This is a genomic window from Rivibacter subsaxonicus (genome assembly GCF_004217215.1).
GTDB classification, from domain to species: Bacteria; Pseudomonadota; Gammaproteobacteria; order Burkholderiales; family Burkholderiaceae_C; genus Rivibacter; species Rivibacter subsaxonicus.
On the sequence record NZ_SHKP01000004.1, the window covers coordinates 410949 to 430964 of the forward strand.

22 protein-coding genes are annotated in these 20016 nt (G+C 69.1%); 18 read left to right on the forward strand and 4 right to left on the reverse strand.

What is annotated here, in order from left to right:
- Positions 1-49 precede the first annotated feature (49 nt).
- The 4 genes from EV670_RS01795 to EV670_RS01810 are packed head-to-tail and all read left to right on the forward strand — an operon-like array spanning position 50 to position 3221.
- Positions 50-1093: an RluA family pseudouridine synthase gene (locus EV670_RS01795; protein ID WP_423213556.1), complete on the forward strand. Its 1044-nt coding sequence runs from the start codon at positions 50-52 to the stop codon at positions 1091-1093.
- A 6-nt stretch (positions 1094-1099) separates the two neighbouring features.
- The gene (locus EV670_RS01800; protein ID WP_130430103.1) at positions 1100-1783 is read left to right on the forward strand and encodes an HAD-IA family hydrolase; all 684 of its coding nucleotides are present in this window, start codon (positions 1100-1102) and stop codon (positions 1781-1783) included.
- A complete protein-coding gene (locus EV670_RS01805) occupies positions 1780-2172 on the forward strand; it encodes a Rieske (2Fe-2S) protein (RefSeq protein WP_130430104.1) in 393 nt (130 codons plus the stop codon). Before EV670_RS01800 ends, EV670_RS01805 begins: the two co-directional genes overlap by 4 nt.
- Positions 2173-2201: 29 nt before the next feature.
- On the forward strand, positions 2202-3221 hold the full coding sequence (locus EV670_RS01810; protein ID WP_130430105.1) for a S49 family peptidase: 1020 nt from the start codon (positions 2202-2204) through the stop codon (positions 3219-3221).
- Here EV670_RS01810 and EV670_RS01815 read toward each other — a convergent pair.
- On the reverse strand, positions 3204-4316 hold the full coding sequence (locus EV670_RS01815) for a LysR family transcriptional regulator (protein ID WP_130430106.1): 1113 nt from the start codon (positions 4314-4316) through the stop codon (positions 3204-3206). The genes EV670_RS01810 and EV670_RS01815 overlap by 18 nt on opposite strands.
- A gap of 110 nt (positions 4317-4426) precedes the next feature.
- Here EV670_RS01815 and EV670_RS01820 point away from each other — a divergent pair, with 110 nt between their 5' ends.
- From EV670_RS01820 to EV670_RS01885, 14 genes are all read left to right on the forward strand, one after another.
- Positions 4427-5914 carry a ribulose-bisphosphate carboxylase large subunit gene (locus EV670_RS01820; RefSeq protein WP_130430107.1) on the forward strand — a complete coding sequence of 496 codons (1488 nt, stop codon included), beginning with the start codon at positions 4427-4429 and terminating at the stop codon, positions 5912-5914.
- A gap of 28 nt (positions 5915-5942) precedes the next feature.
- The gene (locus EV670_RS01825) at positions 5943-6386 is read left to right on the forward strand and encodes a ribulose bisphosphate carboxylase small subunit (protein WP_130430108.1); all 444 of its coding nucleotides are present in this window, start codon (positions 5943-5945) and stop codon (positions 6384-6386) included.
- Between the two features lie 5 nt (positions 6387-6391).
- The gene (gene cbbX, locus EV670_RS01830; protein WP_130430109.1) at positions 6392-7333 is read left to right on the forward strand and encodes a CbbX protein; all 942 of its coding nucleotides are present in this window, start codon (positions 6392-6394) and stop codon (positions 7331-7333) included.
- Positions 7334-7350: 17 nt separating this feature from the next.
- Positions 7351-8442, forward strand: coding sequence for a class 1 fructose-bisphosphatase (locus tag EV670_RS01835; protein WP_130430885.1), 1092 nt, complete (start codon positions 7351-7353; stop codon positions 8440-8442).
- A 30-nt stretch (positions 8443-8472) separates the two neighbouring features.
- Entirely contained in the window at positions 8473-9354 is an 882-nt protein-coding gene (locus EV670_RS01840; RefSeq protein ID WP_130430110.1) for a phosphoribulokinase, read from the forward strand.
- A complete protein-coding gene (gene gph, locus EV670_RS01845) occupies positions 9351-10058 on the forward strand; it encodes a phosphoglycolate phosphatase (protein WP_130430111.1) in 708 nt (235 codons plus the stop codon). The genes EV670_RS01840 and gph overlap by 4 nt, the downstream gene beginning before the upstream one ends.
- A 9-nt stretch (positions 10059-10067) precedes the next feature.
- The gene (locus EV670_RS01850) at positions 10068-10844 is read left to right on the forward strand and encodes an HAD-IA family hydrolase (protein ID WP_130430112.1); all 777 of its coding nucleotides are present in this window, start codon (positions 10068-10070) and stop codon (positions 10842-10844) included.
- Positions 10845-11012: 168 nt separating this feature from the next.
- Entirely contained in the window at positions 11013-12155 is a 1143-nt protein-coding gene (locus EV670_RS01855; RefSeq protein WP_130430113.1) for a PepSY-associated TM helix domain-containing protein, read from the forward strand.
- On the forward strand, positions 12152-12400 hold the full coding sequence (locus tag EV670_RS01860; RefSeq protein ID WP_130430114.1) for a hypothetical protein: 249 nt from the start codon (positions 12152-12154) through the stop codon (positions 12398-12400). Before EV670_RS01855 ends, EV670_RS01860 begins: the two co-directional genes overlap by 4 nt.
- A 208-nt stretch (positions 12401-12608) precedes the next feature.
- Positions 12609-14798, forward strand: coding sequence for a TonB-dependent siderophore receptor (locus EV670_RS01865; protein WP_130430115.1), 2190 nt, complete (start codon positions 12609-12611; stop codon positions 14796-14798).
- A gap of 68 nt (positions 14799-14866) precedes the next feature.
- Positions 14867-15196 (forward strand): hypothetical protein, encoded by a 330-nt coding sequence (locus EV670_RS01870; protein WP_130430116.1) that lies wholly within the window; start codon positions 14867-14869, stop codon positions 15194-15196.
- A gap of 65 nt (positions 15197-15261) precedes the next feature.
- On the forward strand, positions 15262-15537 hold the full coding sequence (locus EV670_RS01875; RefSeq protein WP_207224980.1) for a FeoA family protein: 276 nt from the start codon (positions 15262-15264) through the stop codon (positions 15535-15537).
- Positions 15534-17438 (forward strand): ferrous iron transporter B, encoded by a 1905-nt coding sequence (feoB, locus tag EV670_RS01880; RefSeq protein ID WP_130430118.1) that lies wholly within the window; start codon positions 15534-15536, stop codon positions 17436-17438. The genes EV670_RS01875 and feoB overlap by 4 nt, the downstream gene beginning before the upstream one ends.
- 82 nt (positions 17439-17520) lie before the next feature.
- Positions 17521-17715, forward strand: a complete 195-nt coding sequence (locus EV670_RS01885) for a FeoB-associated Cys-rich membrane protein (RefSeq protein WP_207224981.1) — start codon at positions 17521-17523, stop codon at positions 17713-17715.
- Here the strand turns inward: EV670_RS01885 and ureG are convergent.
- The 3 genes from ureG to EV670_RS01900 form a co-directional block, all read right to left on the reverse strand.
- Positions 17681-18340, reverse strand: a complete 660-nt coding sequence (gene ureG / locus EV670_RS01890; protein ID WP_130430119.1) for an urease accessory protein UreG — start codon at positions 18338-18340, stop codon at positions 17681-17683. The genes EV670_RS01885 and ureG overlap by 35 nt on opposite strands.
- Before the next feature lie 43 nt (positions 18341-18383).
- Complete coding sequence (locus EV670_RS01895; protein ID WP_130430120.1) at positions 18384-19244, reverse strand: dioxygenase family protein; 861 nt, start codon at positions 19242-19244, stop codon at positions 18384-18386.
- 96 nt (positions 19245-19340) lie between these two features.
- Complete coding sequence (locus EV670_RS01900; RefSeq protein WP_130430121.1) at positions 19341-20012, reverse strand: urease accessory protein UreF; 672 nt, start codon at positions 20010-20012, stop codon at positions 19341-19343.
- Positions 20013-20016 lie beyond the last annotated feature (4 nt).

Sequence of the window (20016 nt, forward strand, 5' to 3'; positions counted from 1 at the left end):
TGGCAAGTGAGAGCTAAACTCTGAAAAATCAATCACTTACGACGCACTCGTGGCGCAACGCATTATAGCGGCCAAAGGCAGTCGGCCCGCGCCACCCGAGCCAGGCGGTGCCAGCCCGCCCAAGCCGGCCGCCGCGGCCGAGGTCCGGCACCTGAGGGTGGCCGAGGACGGCGAGGGTCAGCGCCTCGACAACTACCTCGTCAAGGTTCTCAAGGGCGCGCCGAAGACCCTGGTCTACCGGATCATCCGCAGCGGCGAGGTGCGCGTGAACAAGTCACGCGCGGCGGCCGACACCCGGCTGGCGATCGGCGACGACGTGCGCGTGCCGCCGCTGCGCCTGGCCGAGCCCGACGTGCAAAAGCAGGCCGCGGTGCCGGCGCGCGAGTTCACGGTCCTGCTCGAGGACGAGCACCTGATCGCGATCGACAAGCCGGCCGGCGTGGCGGTGCATGGCGGCTCCGGGGTGAGCTTCGGCGTCATCGAGCAGCTGCGCCGGGCGCGGCCGGCCGCAAAGTTTCTGGAACTGGTGCACCGGCTCGACAAGGAGACCTCCGGCCTGCTGCTGATCGCCAAGAAGCGCAGCGCGCTGACCGCGCTGCAGGAGCAGTTCCGCTCCCGCGAGACCGGCAAGACCTACGCCGCGCTGGTCACGGGCAGCTGGCCGGCGAGCCTGAAGCTGATCGACCAGGCGCTGCACAAGTACCTCAACGCCGAGGGCGAGCGCCGTGTGCGCGCGGTGGCGGCCGACCACGAGGAGGCCAAGCGTTCGATCTCGCAGGTGCGCATCGTGCGCTCCTTCGAGGGCTACACCCTGCTCGACGTGACCATCAAGACCGGGCGCACGCACCAGATCCGCGTGCACCTGGCGAGCGCCGGCCATCCGATCGTCGGTGACGACAAGTACGGCGACTTCAACCTCAACAAGCAGCTCGCGCGCGGCGAGGGTCTTGCCGGCGCGCGTTTCGACCGCATGTTCCTGCATGCGCGGCGCCTGGCCTTCGATCACCCGGCCAGCGGCGAGCGCATCGTGCTGGAGGCGCCGCTGCCGGCCGAATGTGCCAAGCTGCTGAGTCGCCTCGGCGAACCCCACTAGAGTTTCATGACTTCACTGCTACGCCCGCAACGCTTCGACCTGATCGTCTTCGACTGGGACGGCACGCTGTTCGACTCCACCGCGCTGATCGTGCGCTGCATCCAGGCCGCCTGCGCCGACCTCGGCGTGCGGGTGCCGAGCGATCTCGAGGCCTCCTACGTGATCGGCCTCGGCCTCGAGGAGGCGCTGGCCCATGCGGCGCCCGAGCTGCCGCGTTCGCGCGTGCCCGAGATCGCCGATCGCTACCGCCATCACTACTTCGCGCGCCAACACGAGCTGACGCTGTTCGACGGCACGCGCCGCATGCTCGACGCGCTCAGGTCGCGCCACCACTGGCTGGCGGTGGCGACCGGCAAGTCGCGCCGCGGGCTCGACGCGGCGCTGGCGATCGCCGACGAGGGCGGTCCGCTCGGCCGCTTCTTCGATGCCACCCGCACCGCCGACGAGACCGCCGGCAAGCCCGACCCGCGCATGCTCAACGAGCTGATGCGCGAGTTGGGCACCGAGCCCGAACGCACGCTGATGATCGGCGACACCACCCACGACCTGCAGCTCGCTGCCAACGCCGGCGCGGCCTCGCTGGCGGTGAGCTTCGGCGCCCACGAGGCTGAGGCCTTCGAGCCGCATGCGCCGCTGGCGGTGCTGCACAGCACGGCTGAACTGCACGACTGGCTGTGGACGCACGCTTGAACGCCGACGACTCCGAGCCCGGCATCGAGCTCTGCCCCTCGCTCGCGCTGGCCGAGCGCGGCCGTGCCTTCGTCTTCGACGTGCTGGTCGAGGGCCAGGTCGAGCGCGCCTTTGCGCTGCGCATCGACGGCGCGCCGGTGGCCTACCTCAACCGCTGCGTCCACGTGCAGGCCGAGATGGACTGGCAGCCGGGCGAGTTTCTCGACCACGAGCGCCGCTTCATCGTCTGTTCGCTGCATGGCGCCACCTACGAGCCGGCCAGCGGCCGCTGCGTGGCTGGCCCCTGCGGCCGCGGACGACTGGTGCCGCTGTCCCTGCAAGAGGAGCAGGGCGTGGTCCGTTGGTATCCTTCCCCTGATGTCCGGCCGGTGGCCGAAGCCTTTGATTGAACAGTTGAAAGAGCAGTGAGCGCGACACCATGAGTACCTTCAACGACGATCCTTCCCGCCCCGAGCCCGTGATGGACCCGGCACCCCCCGTCGCCACGGCGGCGCTGTCGTCGGTGCGCACGGGTGCCGCGGTCAGCGAGGGCGTGGTCGAGGACTTCGCGCGCGCCTACCTGGCCGATCGCCGGGCCGACCGCCGCTGGCGCGTGGCCGTGCGCCTGGCCTGGCTGTTGCTGTTTGCCGTGATCGCCTACGCGCTGTTCGCCAACCAGAAGCGAGCCAGCGCGCCCAACGGCCCGCACACCGCGCTGGTCGAGGTGCGCGGCGAGATCGCGGTCGAGGCCGAGGCCAGCGCCGAGAACATCAACAGCGCGCTCAAGAGCGCCTTCGAGGACAGCGGCGCCCAAGCCGTTGTGCTGCGCATCAACTCGCCCGGCGGCAGCCCGGTGCAGTCGGGCATGGTCTTCGACGAGATCCGGCGCCTCAAGGCCAAGCACAACAAGAAGATCTACGCGATCTGCGAAGAGGTCTGTGCCTCCGGCGCCTACTACATGGCGGCCGCGGCCGACGACATCTTCGTCGACAAGGCCTCGATCGTCGGCTCGATCGGCGTGCTGATGGACGGCTTCGGCTTCACCGGCGCGATGGAGAAGTTCGGCGTCGAGCGCCGCCTACTGACCGCCGGCGAGAACAAGGCGATGCTCGATGCCTTCTCGCCGGTCTCCGAGAAGCAGCGCGCGCTGGCGCAGTCGATGCTCGACCAGATCCATGCCCAGTTCATCGGTGTCGTCAAGGAAGGCCGCGGCGCGCGGCTCAAGGAAACGCCCGAGACCTTCTCCGGCCTGTTCTGGACCGGCGAAGAGGCCATCAAGCTCGGCTTGGCCGACCACCTTGGCAACCTCGACCAGGTGGCACGCGACGTGATCAAGGCTGAGGAGGTGATCGACTACACCCCGCGCGAGAACGTGGCCGAGCGCCTGGCCAAGCGCTTTGGCGCCTCGATCGGCGCCGGCGCGGTGCAGGCGCTGCGCTCGCTACCGGCGATTCGCTGAGCCGATCGGCTTGGTCTTCATCGGCTTCGCGGCCGACAAGGGCGCCCCGCCGGGGCGCCCTTTTGCTTTGGCAGGCGGAGTGGCGCGCGCGCGCTCGGGCGCTGTTCGCTCGTCGGCGCTCGGCCCGCTGTCCACGCGCGGCCGACCCGCCTTGCGCGACGGCGATTCGGTCGCGACCAGCGCCCCGAACTCGCGCGCCAGGTGCGCCTCGCCATGCTCGAGGATGAAGTAGCGCAGCGCCTCGGCGATCGGTGACAGCGTCTTGGCCAGCTTGTGCACCACGTACCAGCGGCGCACCAGCGGCAGGCCCTCGATGGCCGGTGTCGCCAGCCGGCCGGTGGCGAGTTCGAGGCCCACGGTGTGCAGCGACAGGAAGCTCAGGCCCATGCCGGCCATGACCGCCTGCTTGATGGTCTCGTTGCTCGCCATCTCCATCACGTAGCTCGGCGCGATGCGCTGTTCGGCGAAGAACAGTTCCATCGCCGCGCGCGTGCCCGAGCCTGGCTCGCGCACGATGAAGGGGTAGTTGGCCAGCGCCAGCGGCGTCAGGCCGCGCGACTGCATCAGCGGATGACCGGGCGCGGCCACCACGCCATGCGGATGGGCCGCAAAGGGCTCGGCGCGCGTCGCCAGTTCCTGCGGCGGGCGGCCCATCACGGCGAGGTCGCACTCGTTGTCGTGCATCCACGCCACGAGTTGCTCGCGGTTGCCGACCAGCAGCTTGATCTCCACGCCCGGGTGCTCGGCATGAAAACGCGCCAGCAGCTGCGGCAGGTAGTACTTGGCGGTCGAGACCATGCCGACCGCGAGGCGCCCGGCATCGAGGCCGCGAAAGCGGGCCACGGTGTCCTCGGCGTCCTTCAGCGTGGCCAGCACCTTCTTGACGTGCACCAGCAGGTACTCGCCGGTCACGGTGAGCGAGACGCTGCGCGCGCCGCGGTCGAACAGCGGTAGTCCGACCTGCTGCTCGAGCTCCTTGATCTGCATCGACACCGCCGGTGGAGACAGATGCAGCTCCTCGGCGGTGCGCGCAAAGCTGCCGGTCCGCGCGGCGGTGGCAAAGCAGCGCAACTGGCGCAGCGTGATGTTGCGCATCGGGACCTCGGTTAAGAAAACCTGAAGCAAAGCCGCAGTTCATCTGACTTTACCTGAACCGACGGCGCTCCTACCGTTGAGACAAGCCAACCGCGAACAGGAGACGAGCGATGAACAAGCCGGTCGAAGAAGGGATCATCACCGACGCCAAGAAGCGCTACTCGGCCGGCGTGCTCAAGTACAAGCAGATGGGCTACTGGCAGCCCGACTACGTGCCCAAGGACACCGACCTGATCGCGATGTTCCGCATCACGCCGCAGGAGGGCGTGGATTCGGAGGAATGCGCGGCGGCGGTGGCCGGCGAGAGTTCCACCGCGACCTGGACCGTGGTCTGGACCGATCGCCTCACCGCCTGCGAGCTCTACCGCGCCAAGGCCTACCGCGTCGACGCGGTGCCCAACACCGGTCCCGGCACCAAGACCGAGCAGCAGTACTTCGCCTACATCGCCTACGACCTCGACCTGTTCGAGCCGGGCTCGATCGCCAACCTCACCGCGTCGATCATCGGCAACGTGTTCGGCTTCAAGGCGGTCAAGGCGCTGCGGCTCGAGGACATGCGGATTCCGGTGGCCTACCTCAAGACCTTCCAAGGCCCGGCCACCGGCGTGGTGGTCGAGCGCGAGCGGCTCGACAAGTTCGGGCGCCCGCTGCTAGGCGCGACCACCAAGCCCAAGCTCGGCCTGTCGGGCCGCAATTACGGGCGCGTGGTCTACGAGGGCTTGAAGGGTGGCCTCGATTTCATGAAGGACGACGAGAACATCAACTCGCAGCCCTTCATGCACTGGCGCGACCGCTTTCTCTATTGCATGGAAGCGGTCAACAAGGCGAGTGCCGCCACCGGCGAGATCAAGGGCCATTACCTCAACGTCACCGCCGGCACGATGGAGGAGATGTACGCCCGCGCCGAGTTCGCCAAGAGCCTGGGCAGCGTGATCATCATGATCGACCTGGTGATCGGCTACACCGCGATCCAGAGCATGGCTGTGTGGGCACGCAAGAACGACATGATCCTGCACCTGCATCGCGCCGGGAACAGCACCTACTCGCGTCAGAAGAACCACGGCATGAACTTCCGCGTGATCTGCAAGTGGATGCGGATGGCGGGCGTCGATCACATCCACGCCGGCACCGTGGTCGGCAAGCTCGAAGGCGACCCGCTGATGATCAAGGGCTTCTACGACACGCTGCTGTCGACCCACACGCCGGTGAGCCTGGAGCATGGCCTGTTCTTCGAGCAGGACTGGGCCTCGCTGAACAAGGTGATGCCGGTGGCATCGGGCGGCATCCACGCCGGCCAGATGCACCAGCTGCTCACCTACCTGGGGGACGACGTGGTGCTGCAGTTTGGCGGCGGCACCATCGGCCACCCGCAGGGCATCCAGGCCGGCGCCACGGCCAACCGCGTCGCGCTCGAGGCCATGGTGCTGGCCCGCAACGAGGGCCGCGACATCTGGAACGAAGGCCCGCAGATCCTGCAGGAGGCGGCGCGCTGGTGCGGCCCGCTGAAGGCGGCGATCGATACCTGGGGCGAGATCTCGTTCAACTATGAGTCGACCGACACAGCCGATTTCGTTGCAACCGCCACCGTGTCCGCCTGAGCGCCACAGCCAGAAGGAGAGCAGCATCATGATGACCAATACCGGACGCCGCCTGACGCAGGGCCAGTTCTCGTTCCTGCCCGACCTGACGGACGAACAGATCGGCCGCCAGCTCGAGTACGCGCTCGGCCGGAGTTGGTCGATCGGCATCGAGTACACCGACGACCCGCACCCGCGCAACACCTACTGGGAGATGTTCGGCAACCCGATGTTCGACCTCAGGGATCCGGCCGGCATCCTGATGGAGATCAACGCCTGCCGGAAGACCTTTCCCAACCACTACATCCGCGTCACGGCCTTCGACGCGACGCGCGGCGTCGAGTCGCCGACGATGAGCTACCTGGTCAACCGGCCGGCACGCGAGCCGGGCTTCGGCCTCGCGCGTGAGGAGGGCCCGGGGCGGCAGGTCCACTACCGCATCTCGTCCTACGCCACCGATCGCCCCGAGGGTGAACGCTACGGCACCGAGTAGTCAGCATGGACGCCGGCACCAGCATCGACCTGCAGGCCATCGTTCGCGATGCGAGCGTGCTCGAGGTGCTCGACCGGCTCGATGCCGAGCTGATCGGCCTGGCACCTGTGAAGCAACGGCTGCGCGAGATCGCGGCCTTCCTCGCCGTCACGCGGGCGCGCAAGCAGCTCGATCTCGATGCCGCGCCGCCGAGCCTACACATGAGCTTCACCGGCAACCCCGGCACCGGCAAGACCACGGTGGCGCTGCGCATCGCCGAGATCCTGCATCGGCTCGGCTACGTGAGGAAGGGCCATGTGGTCAGCGTCACGCGCGATGACCTGGTCGGCCAGTACATCGGCCACACCGCGCCGAAGACAAAGGAAGTTCTGAAGAAGGCGATGGGCGGCGTGCTGTTCATCGACGAGGCCTACTACCTCTACCGGCCCGAGAACGAGCGCGACTACGGCCAGGAGGCGATCGAGATCCTGCTGCAGGTGATGGAGAACCACCGCGACGACTTGGTGGTCATCCTCGCCGGCTACAAGGACCGCATGCAGACCTTCTTCCGCTCCAACCCGGGCATGAGTTCGCGCATTGCGCACCACATCGACTTTCCGGACTACACGCCGGCCGAGTTGCTGGCGATCGCGCAGACGATGAGTGCGCAGATGAACTACGACTTCGATGCGCCGGCGCTCGATGCGATGCGCGAGTACATCGCGCACCGACTGCAGCAGCCGCATTTCGCCAACGCACGCTCGATCCGCAACGCGCTCGACCGCATGCGCCTGCGTCAGGCCAGCCGCATCTACCGCGAGGCGCTGGCCGGCAGCGGCAGCATCGACGCGCGCGCGCTCACGCGCATCGCGGCCGAGGACGTGCGGGGCTCGCGCGTGTTCAGCGGCGGCGTCGCGATCGAGCCGCGACCGGTGGTCGAGACCCACATAGAACCAAGCGATCGCTGAGGGAGAAGCGCATGAACATGCAATCTGGCCGTACCACGCTGTCCAAGTTCCTGATCGAGCAACTGCGCGGGCGCGACGATGGCGCCGATCTCGGCGCGCTGCTGGTCGATGTCGCCGCCGCGGTCAAGGCGATCGCCGCGATGACGGCCAAGGGCGCGCTCGGCGGCGTCCTTGGCGCGCTCGACGCGCGCAACGTGCAGGGCGAGACGCAGAAGAAGCTCGACGTGCTGGCCAACGACGCGATCATCCAAGGCTGTGAATGGGGCGGGCTGGTGGCCGGCATGGCCTCGGAGGAACTGGAGGCTCCGTACGCGATCCCGGCCGAGTTCAAGCGCGGCAAGTTCCTGCTCGTGTTCGACCCGCTCGACGGCTCCAGCAACACCGACGTCAACGTCTCGGTCGGCACCATCTTCTCGGTGCTGCGCCACGAGCCCGAGGCGGCGCCGGCGGAGGCCGACTTCCTGCAGCCGGGCTCGCGCCAGGTCGCGGCCGGCTACGCGATCTACGGGCCGGCGACGATGCTGGTGCTGACGGTGGGCGCCGGCACCCATGGCTTCACGCTCGATCGCGAGGTCGGCAACTTCATCCTGACCCACCCGCAACTCGCGATCCCCGAGGACAGCAGCGAGTTCGCGATCAACACCAGCAACGAGCGCTTCTGGGAGCCGCCGGTGCAGCGCTATGTCTGCGAATGCAAGGCCGGCCGCAGCGGCGAGCGCGGGCGCGACTTCAACATGCGCTGGATCGCGTCGATGGTGGCCGAGGTGCATCGCATCCTGATGCGCGGCGGCGTCTTCCTGTACCCGAAGGACACCAAGGACCCGGGCAAGCCGGGCCGGCTGCGCCTGCTCTACGAGGCCAATCCGGTCGCGCTGCTGATCGAGCAGGCCGGCGGCTATGCCTCGACCGGGCGCGGCCGCATCCTCGAACTCGAGCCCGGTGCGCTGCACCAGCGGGTGCCGGTGATGCTGGGCTCGCGCAACGAGGTCGCGCGGCTCGAGCGCTACCACGCCGAGCACGACCGCGGCGACGACCAACCCTTCGTCTCGCCGCTGTTCAACGAGCGCTCGCTGTACCGGCCCGAGATGGCGCTCGGCAGCGGCAAATAGAACAACAGCCCAGAGGCCAGGAGGAAGCCCATGTCGCAACGCCACCCCGTCATCGCGGTCACCGGCTCCTCGGGCGCCGGCACCACCACGGTGATGAAGAGCTTTTCCCATATCTTCAGGCGCGAGAGGATCAAGGCCCAAGCCATCGAGGGCGACTCATTCCATCGCTTCAACCGGGTGGAAATGCGCGAGCGGGTGCGCGTGGCCGACCTCGAGGGCAACCACAACCTCTCGCACTTCGGGCCCGACTCGAACCTGCTGCCCGAGCTCGAGCAGACCTTCCAGGGCTACGGCGAAAGCGGCAACGGCCAGGTCCGCAAGTACATCCACGACGCCGCCGAAGGTGCCGAGCATGGCGCCGAGCCCGGCACCTTCACCGACTGGCAAGCGATGGAGCAGGGCACCGACCTGCTGTTCTACGAGGGCCTGCATGGCGGCTACGTGGGGCCGGATGCCAACGTCGCGCGCCACGTCGACCTGCTGGTCGGCGTGGTGCCGATCATCAACCTCGAATGGATCCAGAAGCTGCATCGCGACCAGAACATGCGCGGCTATTCTCAGGAAGCCGTGGTCAACACCATCCTGCGCCGCATGCCCGACTACGTGAACATCATCGTGCCGCAGTTCAGCCGCACCCACGTCAACTTCCAGCGCGTGCCGACGGTGGACACCAGCAATCCGTTCATCGCCAAGGACATCCCGAGCGCCGACGAGAGCATGGTCGTGATCCGCTTCGCCAACCCGAAGGGCATCGACTTCCCCTACCTGCTGTCGATGCTGCAGAACGCGTGGATGAGCCGGCCCAACAACATCGTCGTGCCCGGGGGCAAGATGGGGCTGGCGATGCAGCTGATCTTCACGCCGATGATCCTGCGCCTGATGGACCTCAAGAAGCGAGCGGCAACGACATGAACCCCAGCCTGATCCTCTTCGACCTCGACGGCACGCTGGTCGACACCGCGCCCGAGATCTCCGACGCGCTCAACGCGCTGCTCGCGGCCGAGGGCCTGCCGACCATCGATCCGGCGCTGGTGCGCAGCTGGATCGGCAACGGCACCCGCGAGCTGCTGGTGCGCGCGCTGCAGCACCTGGCGCTGCGCGGCGTGCGCGACGCCGGCGAGCCGGGCGCCGCCGACGCGCTGATGCCGGCCTTCGGCATGCACTACATGGCGCATTGCGGGCGCGCCAGCCGCGTCTATCCGCAGGTCGAGGCGGTGCTCGATGCGCTGCGCGAGCACGGCAAGCGCCTGTGCGTGCTCAGCAACAAGGAGGAGCGCTTCGCCTTCACGGTGATCGAGCGCCATGGCTTGCGCGACTACTTTGAGCTGCTCATCGGCGGCGACACGCTGCCGACCAAGAAGCCCGATCCGGGCGGCATCCGCCACTGCATGCGGCTGTTCGGCGCCGACGCCGAGAGCACGCTGCTGGTCGGCGACTCGGAGATCGACGTCGCCACCGCGCGCGCCGCCGGCGTGCCGATCTGGGCGGTGTCCTGGGGCTACAACCACGACCGTCCGGTCGCGGTGGCCCAGCCCGACCGCCTGATCCAGAGCTTCGGCGCGCTGTTCGAGCTGACCGCGCTCGACGCGCCGCGCGAGCGGGTGAGCACCTACTGAGTTCGGTCCGTGGCGTTGAAGGCGCTGATCTTCGACGTCGACGGCACCCTTGCCGAGACCGAGTTCGACGGCCACCGCGTTGCCTTCAACGAGGCCTTCGCCGCCGCCCGGCTGGGCTGGCACTGGGACCTGCCGACCTACCGCCGCCTGCTGGCGGTGACCGGCGGCAAGGAGCGCATGCTGGCCTGGTGGCGCGAGCTCGATCCGGTCGGCGCCGAGGCCGGGGACGTGCCGGCGCGCATCCGCGAGCTGCACTTCGACAAGACCGCCCGCTACGCCGCGCTGGTGGCGGCCGGCCGCATGCAGTTGCGACCCGGCGTCGAACGGCTGCTGGGCGAGGCGCGCGCGGCCGGACTGCGGCTGGCGATCGCCACCACCACCACGTTCGACAACGTCGAGGCGCTGCTGCGCCACACGCTGGGTGAAGAGGCGACCGGCTGGTTCGAGGTGATCGGCGCCGGCGACGCCGTCGCTGCCAAGAAGCCGGCACCCGACATCTATCGCCATGTGCTGGCGCGACTGGGCATCGATGCCAACGAGGCGATTGCCTTCGAGGACTCCGGCCCCGGCCTGGCCTCGGCGCTGGCGGCGGGCCTGGCCTGCGTCGTCACGCCGAGCCTGCTGGCGGCCGACGCGCCGTTCGACGAGCGTGCGCTCGCGGTGATCGACCACCTGGGCGAGGACGGCGCTGCGGCCGGTGGCATCGCCCTCGGCCGGCCCTGGCGCGGCGTGCTCGGTCCGGCGACGCTGGCGGCCTGGCGTCGGGTGTATGAAAATGAGAATTGATCGCATTAGAATGCCAGCCAACTGCTGACGCCCAGACGCGTCGGTCCAGCCAGCCCGTGCCACCCAGGCGGTGACTCGAGCCAGCCACTCCCCTGAATCCGCACCGGCCCCGCATCGCCTCGCGTCGCGGCCGGCGAATTGCTGTCCGAGTGGCCGAGAACCAAGACCATGACCTCACGCCAAATCCTTGCCTGGGCCTGGGTCCACAAGTGGAGCAGCCTGGTCTGCACCGTCTTCATGCTGCTGCTGTGCCTGACCGGCCTGCCGCTGATCTTTCACCATGAGATCGGGCACCTGCTCGGCACCGAGGTCGAGGCGCCCGAGATGCCGGTCGGCACGCCGCGCGCCAACCTCGATCGCGTGCTCGAGGCGGCACGCGAGCGCCACCCCGCCAAGCTGCCGCAGTTCGTGGTCGCCGATGCCGACGACGATGCCATCCTGTTCGTGACCCTGGGCGACTCGCCGACCGACGACAAGAACCAGAAGACGGTCGTGGTCGACTCCCGCACCGCCGCAGTGCTGGCCGAGCCCAAGTTCGACGAGGGCTTCATGTACTGGATGTTCAAGCTCCACGTCGACCTCTTCGCCGGCCTGCCCGGCACGCTGTTCCTGGGCTTCATGGGCCTGCTGCTGGTGGTCGCGATCGTCTCCGGCGTCGTGCTCTATGAACCGTTCATGCGAAAGCTCGAGTTCGGCACCGTGCGGCATGAGCGCAGCACCCGTGTGCGCTGGCTCGACCTGCACAACCTGCTCGGCATCGTCACGCTGTGCTGGGCCTTCGTGGTCGGCTTCACCGGCGTCATCAACACGCTCGGCGAGCCGCTGTTCAAGTTCTGGCAGTTCAGCGAGGTCAGCGAGATGATCGCGCCCTATGCCGGCAAGCCGCCGCCGACCGAACTGGGTTCGCTCCAGCAGGCGGTCAGCGCGTCCGACGCGCTGGAGCCGGAGATGAAGCTCGGCTTCGTCGCCTTCCCCGGCACCTTCTTCTCGAGCGCGCACCACTTCTCGGTGTTCATGCGCGGCACCTCGCCGCTGACGGCGCGGCTGTTCAAGCCGGTGCTGGTCGACGCGCAGACCGCCAAGGTCACCGACAGCCGCGAACTGCCCTGGTACCTGAAGGCGCTGCTGGTCTCGCAACCGCTGCACTTCGGCGACTACGGCGGCATGCCGCTGAAGGTGCTGTGGGCGCTGTTCGACATCGTCACGATCATCGTGCTCGGCAGCGGGCTGTACCTCTGGTGGGTGCGCCGGCGGGTGCCGCTGGAGCAGCGCGCGGGCCTGGTGCCCGCCACCGCGGAGGGCGCGGCATGAGGCGCGCCAAGTCGAGGCGGGACGCTCCCGTGAAGGTCTGGCCGGTGCCGATCGCGCTTGGCCTGATCACCGCCGTCGGCCTGGTCGCGGCGCTGCTCGGCGACGGCTGGCTGAACATGCTGTCCTGGCTCGCGCTCGCGTTGCCGCTGGTCGTGATCGCCGTGTTCTGGCGACGCGGTGCGCGGGGCCGCGATCCCGGCCCGGTGACGAACTCCCGCATCAAGTTCCCCGACAACGTCCGCTGACGGCGCGCGCCGTCGGCTTGATCCGCCAGCCACCCGCGCGTCCGCGCGGCCGCCAGCCCCGCAGAACCCCGCGCCCGCCCAGGGGCGCCCTCTGTGCCCGTCGAGGCTGGCCGATCGAAAACCTAACCACAGCTTGATCAAGCCGCTGCCGCGCCGTCCTGGCGCCGGCGACGGTGCCCGTTCCTGTCTTCCAAACCGTCCTGCATCCATGAACCACATCGACTCCCCACGGCCGACCCGGCATCCGGTCGCCCACGCCGCGCGCGTGCTGCTGCTTGGCCTGGCCTGCGGCGCGGCTGCGCCACTGCTGCATGCGCAGACCGCCGCGCCGGTCGAGCCGACGACGCCCGAGGTGTCGCCCGCCACCACCTTGGAGCGGGTCGTCGTGACCGGCAGCGCCGAGACCGCGACCGGTCCGGTCAAGGGCTACACGCCCAAGCGTGCCGCCAGCGCCAGCAAGACCGACACGCCGCTGTCCGAGACGCCGCAGGCGGTGACGATCATCACGCGCGACCTGATCACCGACACCGGCGCCACCGGCCTGCAGGACGCGCTCAACTACGCCGCCGGCGTGCGCTCCGACGCCTACGGCCTGGACTCGCGCGGCGACTGGGCCAGGATCCGCGGCACCGATCCGAGCGAGTACCTCGACGGGCTGCAGAAGCACATCTCCGGCTACTACACCAGCAACACCCGCACCGACCCGTACACGCTGGAGCGCATCGAGGTGCTGCGCGGCCCCTCGGGCATGCTGTTCGGCCAGGGCAGCACCGGTGGCCTGATCAACATGGTCAGCAAGCGGCCGCAGGCCGAGAGCCAGGGCGAGATCGGCCTGCAGTTCGGCAGCTTCAACCGGCGCCAGGTGCAGGGCGACTTCACCGGCGCGCTGACGGCCGACGGCCAGTGGCTCTATCGCATCGTCGGCGTCGGCCGCAAGAGCGATACCCAGGTCGACTACGTGCAGGACGACCGCGCGCTGATCGCCCCCTCGCTGACCTGGCAGCCGAGCGCGGCAACCTCGCTGACGCTGCAGGCGCTGTGGCAGAAGGACAAGAGAGGCTCGACCTCGCAGTTCTTCCCGTGGTCGGGCACCGTTCTGCCCAACCCCAACGGCCGCATCCCGACCGAGCGCTTCATCGGCGAGCCGGGCGTCGACCACTACGACTCCGAGCGCAGCAGCTTCGGCTGGCTGTTCGAGCATCGCGTCAACGAGCAGTGGACCGTGCGCCAGAACCTGCGCTACTCGCAGAACGAGGTCGACTACGTCAGCTTCTATGGCGACTCGTTCACCGACCCGGGCCAGTTCGTGATCGACCCGATCAACCAGCGCGTGCTCGGCCGCTTCGGCTGGTTCCAGAACAACAAGGTCAGGCAACTCTCCGCCGACCAGAACGTCGAGGCCAGGCTGCAGACAGGCGGCATCCAGCATCAACTGCTGTTCGGCGTGGATGTCTCGCGGGCGACCGAGGACACGCGCGGTGCCTCCGACTCCCCGCCGTACTACGGCGGCACAGTCCCCAACATCGACGTCTTCGACCCGGTCTACAGCGGCTACGTGGTGCCCGAACTCGCGCAGATGCCCAAGACGACGCTGAACCAGACCGGCATCTACCTGCAGGACCAGTTGCGCTTCGCGAGCAACTGGATCGGCGTGGCCGGGCTGCGCCACGACCGGGTCACCAACAAGCTCGAAGGCACACCCGACGAGAAGAGCAGCGCCACCACCAAGCGCCTGGGCCTGCTCTACCAGGCGGCCGGCTGGTCGCCGTACGTGAGCTACAGCGAGTCCTTCACGCCGGTCGGCGGCGTCAACTGCGCGGGCGAGCGCTTCGATCCGCAGCGCGGCAAGCAGTGGGAACTCGGCCTGAAGTACCTGCCCGACGAGGCGCCGGTCGCGCTCGGTGCCGCCGTCTACGACCTGCGCGAGAAGAACCGGCTGGTGACCGACGACCTCAACCCGAACTGCTCCAACCAGACCGGCGAGACCAAGACCACCGGCGTCGAACTCGACGCCAAGGCGACGATCGCCAGCGTGCTCGACCTGATCGCCAACTACACCTACACCAACATCGACGTCGCGCTGGAGGGCCTGCCGCGGCACCAGGCCTCGCTCTGGACCAAGTACAGCTTCGCGCTCGGCTCGACCTCGGGCTTCTCGGCCGGCCTGGGCCTGCGCTGGGTCGATGCCTACAAGGATGGCGTCGCCGCCACCACGCCGACGGTGCCGGCGCACACGCTGGTCGACGCGCTGCTGGCCTGGGACAGCACGAACTGGCGGCTGGCGCTCAACGGCACCAACCTGGGCGACAAGGTCTACCTCGCCTCCTGCGGCGCGCGCGGCGACTGCTGGTGGGGTGCGCGTCGCAGCGTGACGATGACCGCGACCTACCGTTACTGAGCGACTGCCCGGCCACCGGCCGGGCGCGCCGTGTGCCGTCTTGAGGGTCTTTGAGCCGGGAGTGCGCGATGAATGAGTACCGTGGATGGATGCCCTGCGAGGCCGAGGAGGAGTCGGTTGACGTTGCAAACGCGGACGTCGGCATCGAGGCCCTGGTGGCCGGCACCCTGGCGCTGATGACCGGCGTGGCCGAGCACGCGCCGGCCTCGCCGATGCGCTGCATGATGGCGCGCAAGGCGGCGGCCAACCTGCTGGCGCTGGCGCATCACCCGCAGACCTCGCAGGCGCTGGGCATGACGGTGCTCAAGTTGCGAGCGCACTGGCAGCGCATCGCCAGCGAGGTCGCCGAGCCGGCCTGCATGGCGGCCGGCCCCGGCGCATCGCGCTGGAAGCACTGAGGCGCCAGGGGCGCCGGCGCACGATGCTGAACAAAAACGATTCGCATCCTCATCTAGAATGGGGAATGGCTGAATCCACTCTCGACGACGTGCCGCTGCACGTGCCGCACCAGGTCGCAGCCGTCGTCGCACCCGCGCATGCCCCCGACTGGGCCGAACGACTGGCCGAGATCGGCTTCCTGCCCGGCGAGAACGTCGCGGTGACGGCGCGCGGCGCCTTCGGCGGCGATCCGCTGGTGGTGCGGGTCGGGCTGTCGAGCTTTGCGCTGCGCCGCGCCGAGGCGGCGTGCGTGCACGTGAGCGCAGCCGAAGTCGGGCCGGCGGAAAGCGTCCGGGCATGAGCACCGCAAGCGTCGCGCCGCTGCGCTTTCACGCGGCCGCCGGTGCGCCGGTGGTGGCGCTGGTCGGCAACCCGAACTGCGGCAAGACCGCGCTCTTCAACCGCCTCACCGGCAGCCAGCAGAAGGTCGCCAACTACGCCGGCGTCACCGTCGAACGCAAGGAAGGCCGGTTCGTCACCCCCGCTGGCAAGCGGGTGCGCCTGCTCGACCTGCCGGGCGCCTACAGCCTGCATCCGCGCAGCATTGACGAGCAGGTCACGGTCGACGTGCTGGCCGGCCGCGCCGATGGCGAGGCGCGGCCCGACCTGGTGGTCTGCGTGGTCGACGCCACCAACCTGCGGCGCAACCTGCGCCTGGTGCTGGCGGTCAAGCGCACCGGCCTGCCGCTGGTGGTGGCGCTGAACATGACCGACCTCGCCGAGCAGCGCGGCCTGCACATCGACGCCGCCGCACTGGCGCAGGAACTCGGCGTGCCGGTGTTGCCGACGGTGGCCGTGCGCGGGCAGGGGGCCGCCGCGCTGGCCGCGGCGCTCGACGATCCGGCGGTCTGGCACCGGCCGCCCGCGGTGCACACCGGCGACGAAGCCATCGCCGACCCGGCCCACGATCACCAGACCGTGCGCGCGATCCTGCAGCGGCTGCAGATCGATACCTTGCTGCCGCACGCGCCGAGCGAGCGCGTCGATCGCGTGGTGCTGCACCCGGTGCTCGGCCCGGTGCTGCTGCTGACGGTGCTGTTCCTGATCTTCCAGGCCGTGTTCGCCTGGGCCGAGTTGCCGATGCAGGCAATCGAGGCCGCCACCGCCGCGGTCGGCGAGTGGATTGGCGCGCTGCTGCCCGAGGGCATGCTGAGGAGCCTGCTGGTCGACGGCATCGTCGCCGGCGTCGGCGGCGTGCTGGTCTTCCTGCCGCAGATCCTGATCCTGTTCTTCTTCATCCTCGTGCTCGAGGAGTCGGGCTACCTGCCGCGCGCGGCCTTCCTGCTCGACCGGCTGATGGGCGGCGTCGGCCTCTCGGGCCGCAGCTTCATTCCGCTGCTGTCGAGCTTTGCCTGCGCGATCCCCGGCATCATGGCCGCGCGCACCATTCCCAACGCGCGCGACCGGCTGGTGACGATCATGATCGCGCCGCTGATGACCTGCTCGGCGCGGCTGCCGGTCTACGCGCTGCTGATCGGCGCCTTCATTCCGCGCCGCGAGGTGGCCGGCGGGCTCGAACTGCAGGGCCTGGTGCTGTTCGCGCTGTACGCGGCCGGCATCCTCAGCGCGCTGGCGGTGGCCTGGCTGCTCAAGCGCTTCACCGCCGCCGGCCAGCAGGTGCGGTCGCTGATGATGGAACTGCCCAACTACCACTGGCCGACGCTGCGCAACGTCGCGATCGGCCTGTGGCAGCGGGCGATGATCTTCATCAAGCGGGTCGGCGGCATCATCCTCGCGCTGACCGTGCTGCTGTGGTTCATGGCGACGTTCCCGGGCCCGCCGGCCGGCGCCACCGGGCCGGCCATCGAGTACAGCATCGCCGGCACGCTCGGCCGCTGGCTCGCGCTGATCTTCGAGCCGATCGGCTTCAACTGGCAGATCAGCATCGCGCTGGTGCCGGGCATGGCCGCGCGCGAGGTGGCGGTCAGCGCGCTCGGCACCGTCTACGCACTGTCGGCCACCGGCGACGACACCGCGCAGGCGCTGACCCCGCTGATTGCGCAGAGCTGGAGCATGGCGACCGCGTTCTCGCTGCTGGCCTGGTTCGTGTTCGCGCCGCAATGCCTGGCGACGCTGGCCACCGTCAAGCGCGAGACCGGCGGCTGGCGCTGGGTGATGGTGATGACGGTCTACCTGTTCGCGCTGGCCTACCTGGCGAGCTTCGTCACCTACAGGCTCGCGGTCGCGGCGGGGTGGGGATGAGCATGGCGCCGGGCCGCCCCAAGCCATGCTCCGCCCCCTTGGGGGGCAGCGCAGCGGCGCAGCCGCAAGCTTGGGGGCAGCGATGAGCGAATTGATGCTCGATCTGGTGGCCTACGCGATCGTCGCGGCCTGTGCGGTGCTCGCGTGGCGCAAGCTGCGGCCGCGCAAGGCCCGGGCCGAAGGCGATGCCTGCGGTGGTTGCAGCGGCTGCGGCGACGACAAGGCCTGCGCCAGCGAGGCGCTCAGCCCGCCACCAGCAGACCCTTCGTCTCGATGAAGCGCACCACCTCGGCCAGCCCGGCGCGGGTTTTGAGGTTGGTCATCACATAGGGCTTGAGGCCCTTGGCGCCGGTGCGCATGCGCTGCGTATCGAGTTCCATCACCGCCAGGTCGGCACCCACGTAGGGCGCGAGGTCGGTCTTGTTGATGACGAACAGGTCGCTCTTGGTGATGCCGGGCCCGCCCTTGCGCGGGATCTTCTCGCCGGCGGCGACGTCGATCACGTAGATCGTCAGGTCGCTGAGCTCCGGGCTGAAGGTGGCCGCGAGGTTGTCGCCGCCGCTTTCGATGAAGACGATGTCGGCCTGCGGAAATTTCTCGAGCATGCGATCGACCGCCTCGAGGTTGATCGAGGCGTCCTCGCGGATCGCGGTGTGCGGACAGCCGCCGGTCTCGACGCCCATGATGCGTTCGGCCTCGAGCGCGCCGGAGACGGTGAGCAGGCGCTGGTCTTCCTTGGTGTAGATGTCGTTGGTGACGACCACCAGGTCCCAGCGCTCGCGCATGGTCTTGCAGAGCATCTCGACCAGCGTCGTCTTGCCCGAGCCGACCGGCCCGCCGACGCCCACGCGCAGCGGCGGCAGCTTCTTGGTTCGTCCGGCGATGTGGTGCAGTGGGCTCATGCGCCGGATGATGCAACAACCGTGCGCAGTGGCATGGTTGCTCTCAGGCCGACAGCCCCACCATCAGTGTCGCGACATAGCCATCGGTCACGTTGCCGCTGACGCTGCTCATCTGCAGCGTGGTGCCGTCGCTGAACACGTTGTCGCTGGCAAAGCTGATGCGGGCCAGGTTGGCGACGCTCGTGCCGTAGCCGCTGGTGGCGTAGACCTCGTTGCAGGCCGCCAGCGGAAAGGTCAGCTGCGAGGTGCGCAGGCGCTTCGAGAAGCTGGTGGCGCTGTTGATACTCCGGTAGATCTCGAAGTGCACATGCGGCATGCGGCCGTCGTAGCAGCCGGGGAAGATGCTGCCGAAGCTGGCGATGCCGTCGCTGTCGGTGGCCTGCAGGCCGCGCAGGTAGTTCTGGTCGGTGACGCCGCTCGAGTACATCGAGTAGCGGCCCTCGCGGTCGCAATGCCAGAGGTAGATCGCGTAGCCGGCGAGCGAGGCGCAGCCGGCGGCGGTGTTGACCAGTTGCAGCTTCAGCGTCAGCGGCACGCCGCCCGCGGTGCCGCTGGTGCCGGCGATGCTCGAGCGGATGTCGCTGCGCACGATGCCCGAGAGCATCAGCGCGTTGGCGACGCCGGCGCTGGTGCTGTTGGAGCCGTCGCCGGGGTAGGGGCCGGCGGTTTCCTCGGGGATCAGCGCGCAACTGCCCGAGCTGCTGCCCGACGACGAGGAGCCGCTACCGCTGCTGCTGGACGAAGTGGCCGCGAGGGCCTCGTCGTCACCGCCGCCACAGCCGAGCAGCGGCAGCACGCCGACGGCGCCGAGTCCGCCGAGCCCGGCCATCCAGCGCAGCGCGCGACGCCGCTCGGCCTGGCGCGCCAGGGTCTGAAGATCGTGGGGGAGTCCGTGTTCGTCCATGCGCCGCAGTCTGGGCGAGGAACGTTGCGGGCAGGTTGCTCGGTTGTGCGCTCGTGTGACGCGCGGCTGTCACGTCGCTGTCTGCGTTCGCCTTGTTCAGGAGCGGAACAGTCGCGAGTACTGGTGCTCATGGCGCGCGCTCAGCAGCGCGAGCCCGGGCAGGAAGGCCTGGCGCTCGGTGGCCGGCAAGGCCAGCGCGTGCTCGACCGCGGCCGGGATCTCCTGTGCGAGTGCCGCCAGGATGCGCTGGCCGGCGCTCTGGCCGAGCGGCACCGCGCGCACCGCGGCCTGCACCGCGTTCTCGGCCCAGCCGAAGGCAAAGGCCTGCAGCGCCTCGTGCGTCGTGGCCGGGCTCGATGCGGCACCCAGCGCCCAGGCGATCGGCCAGCAGGGAGGTTGCAGGGTCGCCAGCGTGGCCAGGGCCGACGCGGGGGTCTCGCGCTGGCGCAGCCAGTCGCTCATCGAGCGGCCCATCTGCTCGGTCTGCTGGCGCAGTTCGGCGCTCTCGCGCGTCGCGAGCCACCAGCGGTTGAGCGCCTGCAACGCGGCCGCATCTTCGGCACGCCAGGCGTCGATGGCCTGCGCCAGCAGCGGCAGCTCGCTGCTGGCCAGGCCGAGCAGCAACTGGTCGACGAGCCAGTCGCGGGCCTGCGACTCGTCGCTGACGAGGCCATGCTCGACCGCGGCCTCCAGCCCTTCCGAATAGCTGAAGCCGCCTACCGGCAGAACCGGCGAGGCGAGCCAGAGCAGCGGGATCAGCGCCGACATCGCA

Coding starts and splice junctions, on each gene's coding strand:
- EV670_RS01895 (WP_130430120.1), bottom strand. CDS start 19,244: ATGGACGAACACGGACTCCCCCACGATCTTCAGACCCTGGCGCGCCAG.
- feoB (WP_130430118.1), top strand. CDS start 15,534: ATGAGCACCGCAAGCGTCGCGCCGCTGCGCTTTCACGCGGCCGCCGGT.
- EV670_RS01800 (WP_130430103.1), top strand. CDS start 1,100: ATGACTTCACTGCTACGCCCGCAACGCTTCGACCTGATCGTCTTCGAC.
- EV670_RS01835 (WP_130430885.1), top strand. CDS start 7,351: ATGCAATCTGGCCGTACCACGCTGTCCAAGTTCCTGATCGAGCAACTG.
- EV670_RS01900 (WP_130430121.1), bottom strand. CDS start 20,012: ATGTCGGCGCTGATCCCGCTGCTCTGGCTCGCCTCGCCGGTTCTGCCG.
- cbbX (WP_130430109.1), top strand. CDS start 6,392: ATGGACGCCGGCACCAGCATCGACCTGCAGGCCATCGTTCGCGATGCG.
- EV670_RS01865 (WP_130430115.1), top strand. CDS start 12,609: ATGAACCACATCGACTCCCCACGGCCGACCCGGCATCCGGTCGCCCAC.
- EV670_RS01825 (WP_130430108.1), top strand. CDS start 5,943: ATGATGACCAATACCGGACGCCGCCTGACGCAGGGCCAGTTCTCGTTC.
- EV670_RS01815 (WP_130430106.1), bottom strand. CDS start 4,316: ATGCGCAACATCACGCTGCGCCAGTTGCGCTGCTTTGCCACCGCCGCG.
- EV670_RS01875 (WP_207224980.1), top strand. CDS start 15,262: ATGGCTGAATCCACTCTCGACGACGTGCCGCTGCACGTGCCGCACCAG.
- EV670_RS01885 (WP_207224981.1), top strand. CDS start 17,521: ATGAGCGAATTGATGCTCGATCTGGTGGCCTACGCGATCGTCGCGGCC.
- EV670_RS01855 (WP_130430113.1), top strand. CDS start 11,013: ATGACCTCACGCCAAATCCTTGCCTGGGCCTGGGTCCACAAGTGGAGC.
- EV670_RS01860 (WP_130430114.1), top strand. CDS start 12,152: ATGAGGCGCGCCAAGTCGAGGCGGGACGCTCCCGTGAAGGTCTGGCCG.
- EV670_RS01870 (WP_130430116.1), top strand. CDS start 14,867: ATGAATGAGTACCGTGGATGGATGCCCTGCGAGGCCGAGGAGGAGTCG.
- EV670_RS01840 (WP_130430110.1), top strand. CDS start 8,473: ATGTCGCAACGCCACCCCGTCATCGCGGTCACCGGCTCCTCGGGCGCC.
- ureG (WP_130430119.1), bottom strand. CDS start 18,340: ATGAGCCCACTGCACCACATCGCCGGACGAACCAAGAAGCTGCCGCCG.
- EV670_RS01810 (WP_130430105.1), top strand. CDS start 2,202: ATGAGTACCTTCAACGACGATCCTTCCCGCCCCGAGCCCGTGATGGAC.
- gph (WP_130430111.1), top strand. CDS start 9,351: ATGAACCCCAGCCTGATCCTCTTCGACCTCGACGGCACGCTGGTCGAC.
- EV670_RS01820 (WP_130430107.1), top strand. CDS start 4,427: ATGAACAAGCCGGTCGAAGAAGGGATCATCACCGACGCCAAGAAGCGC.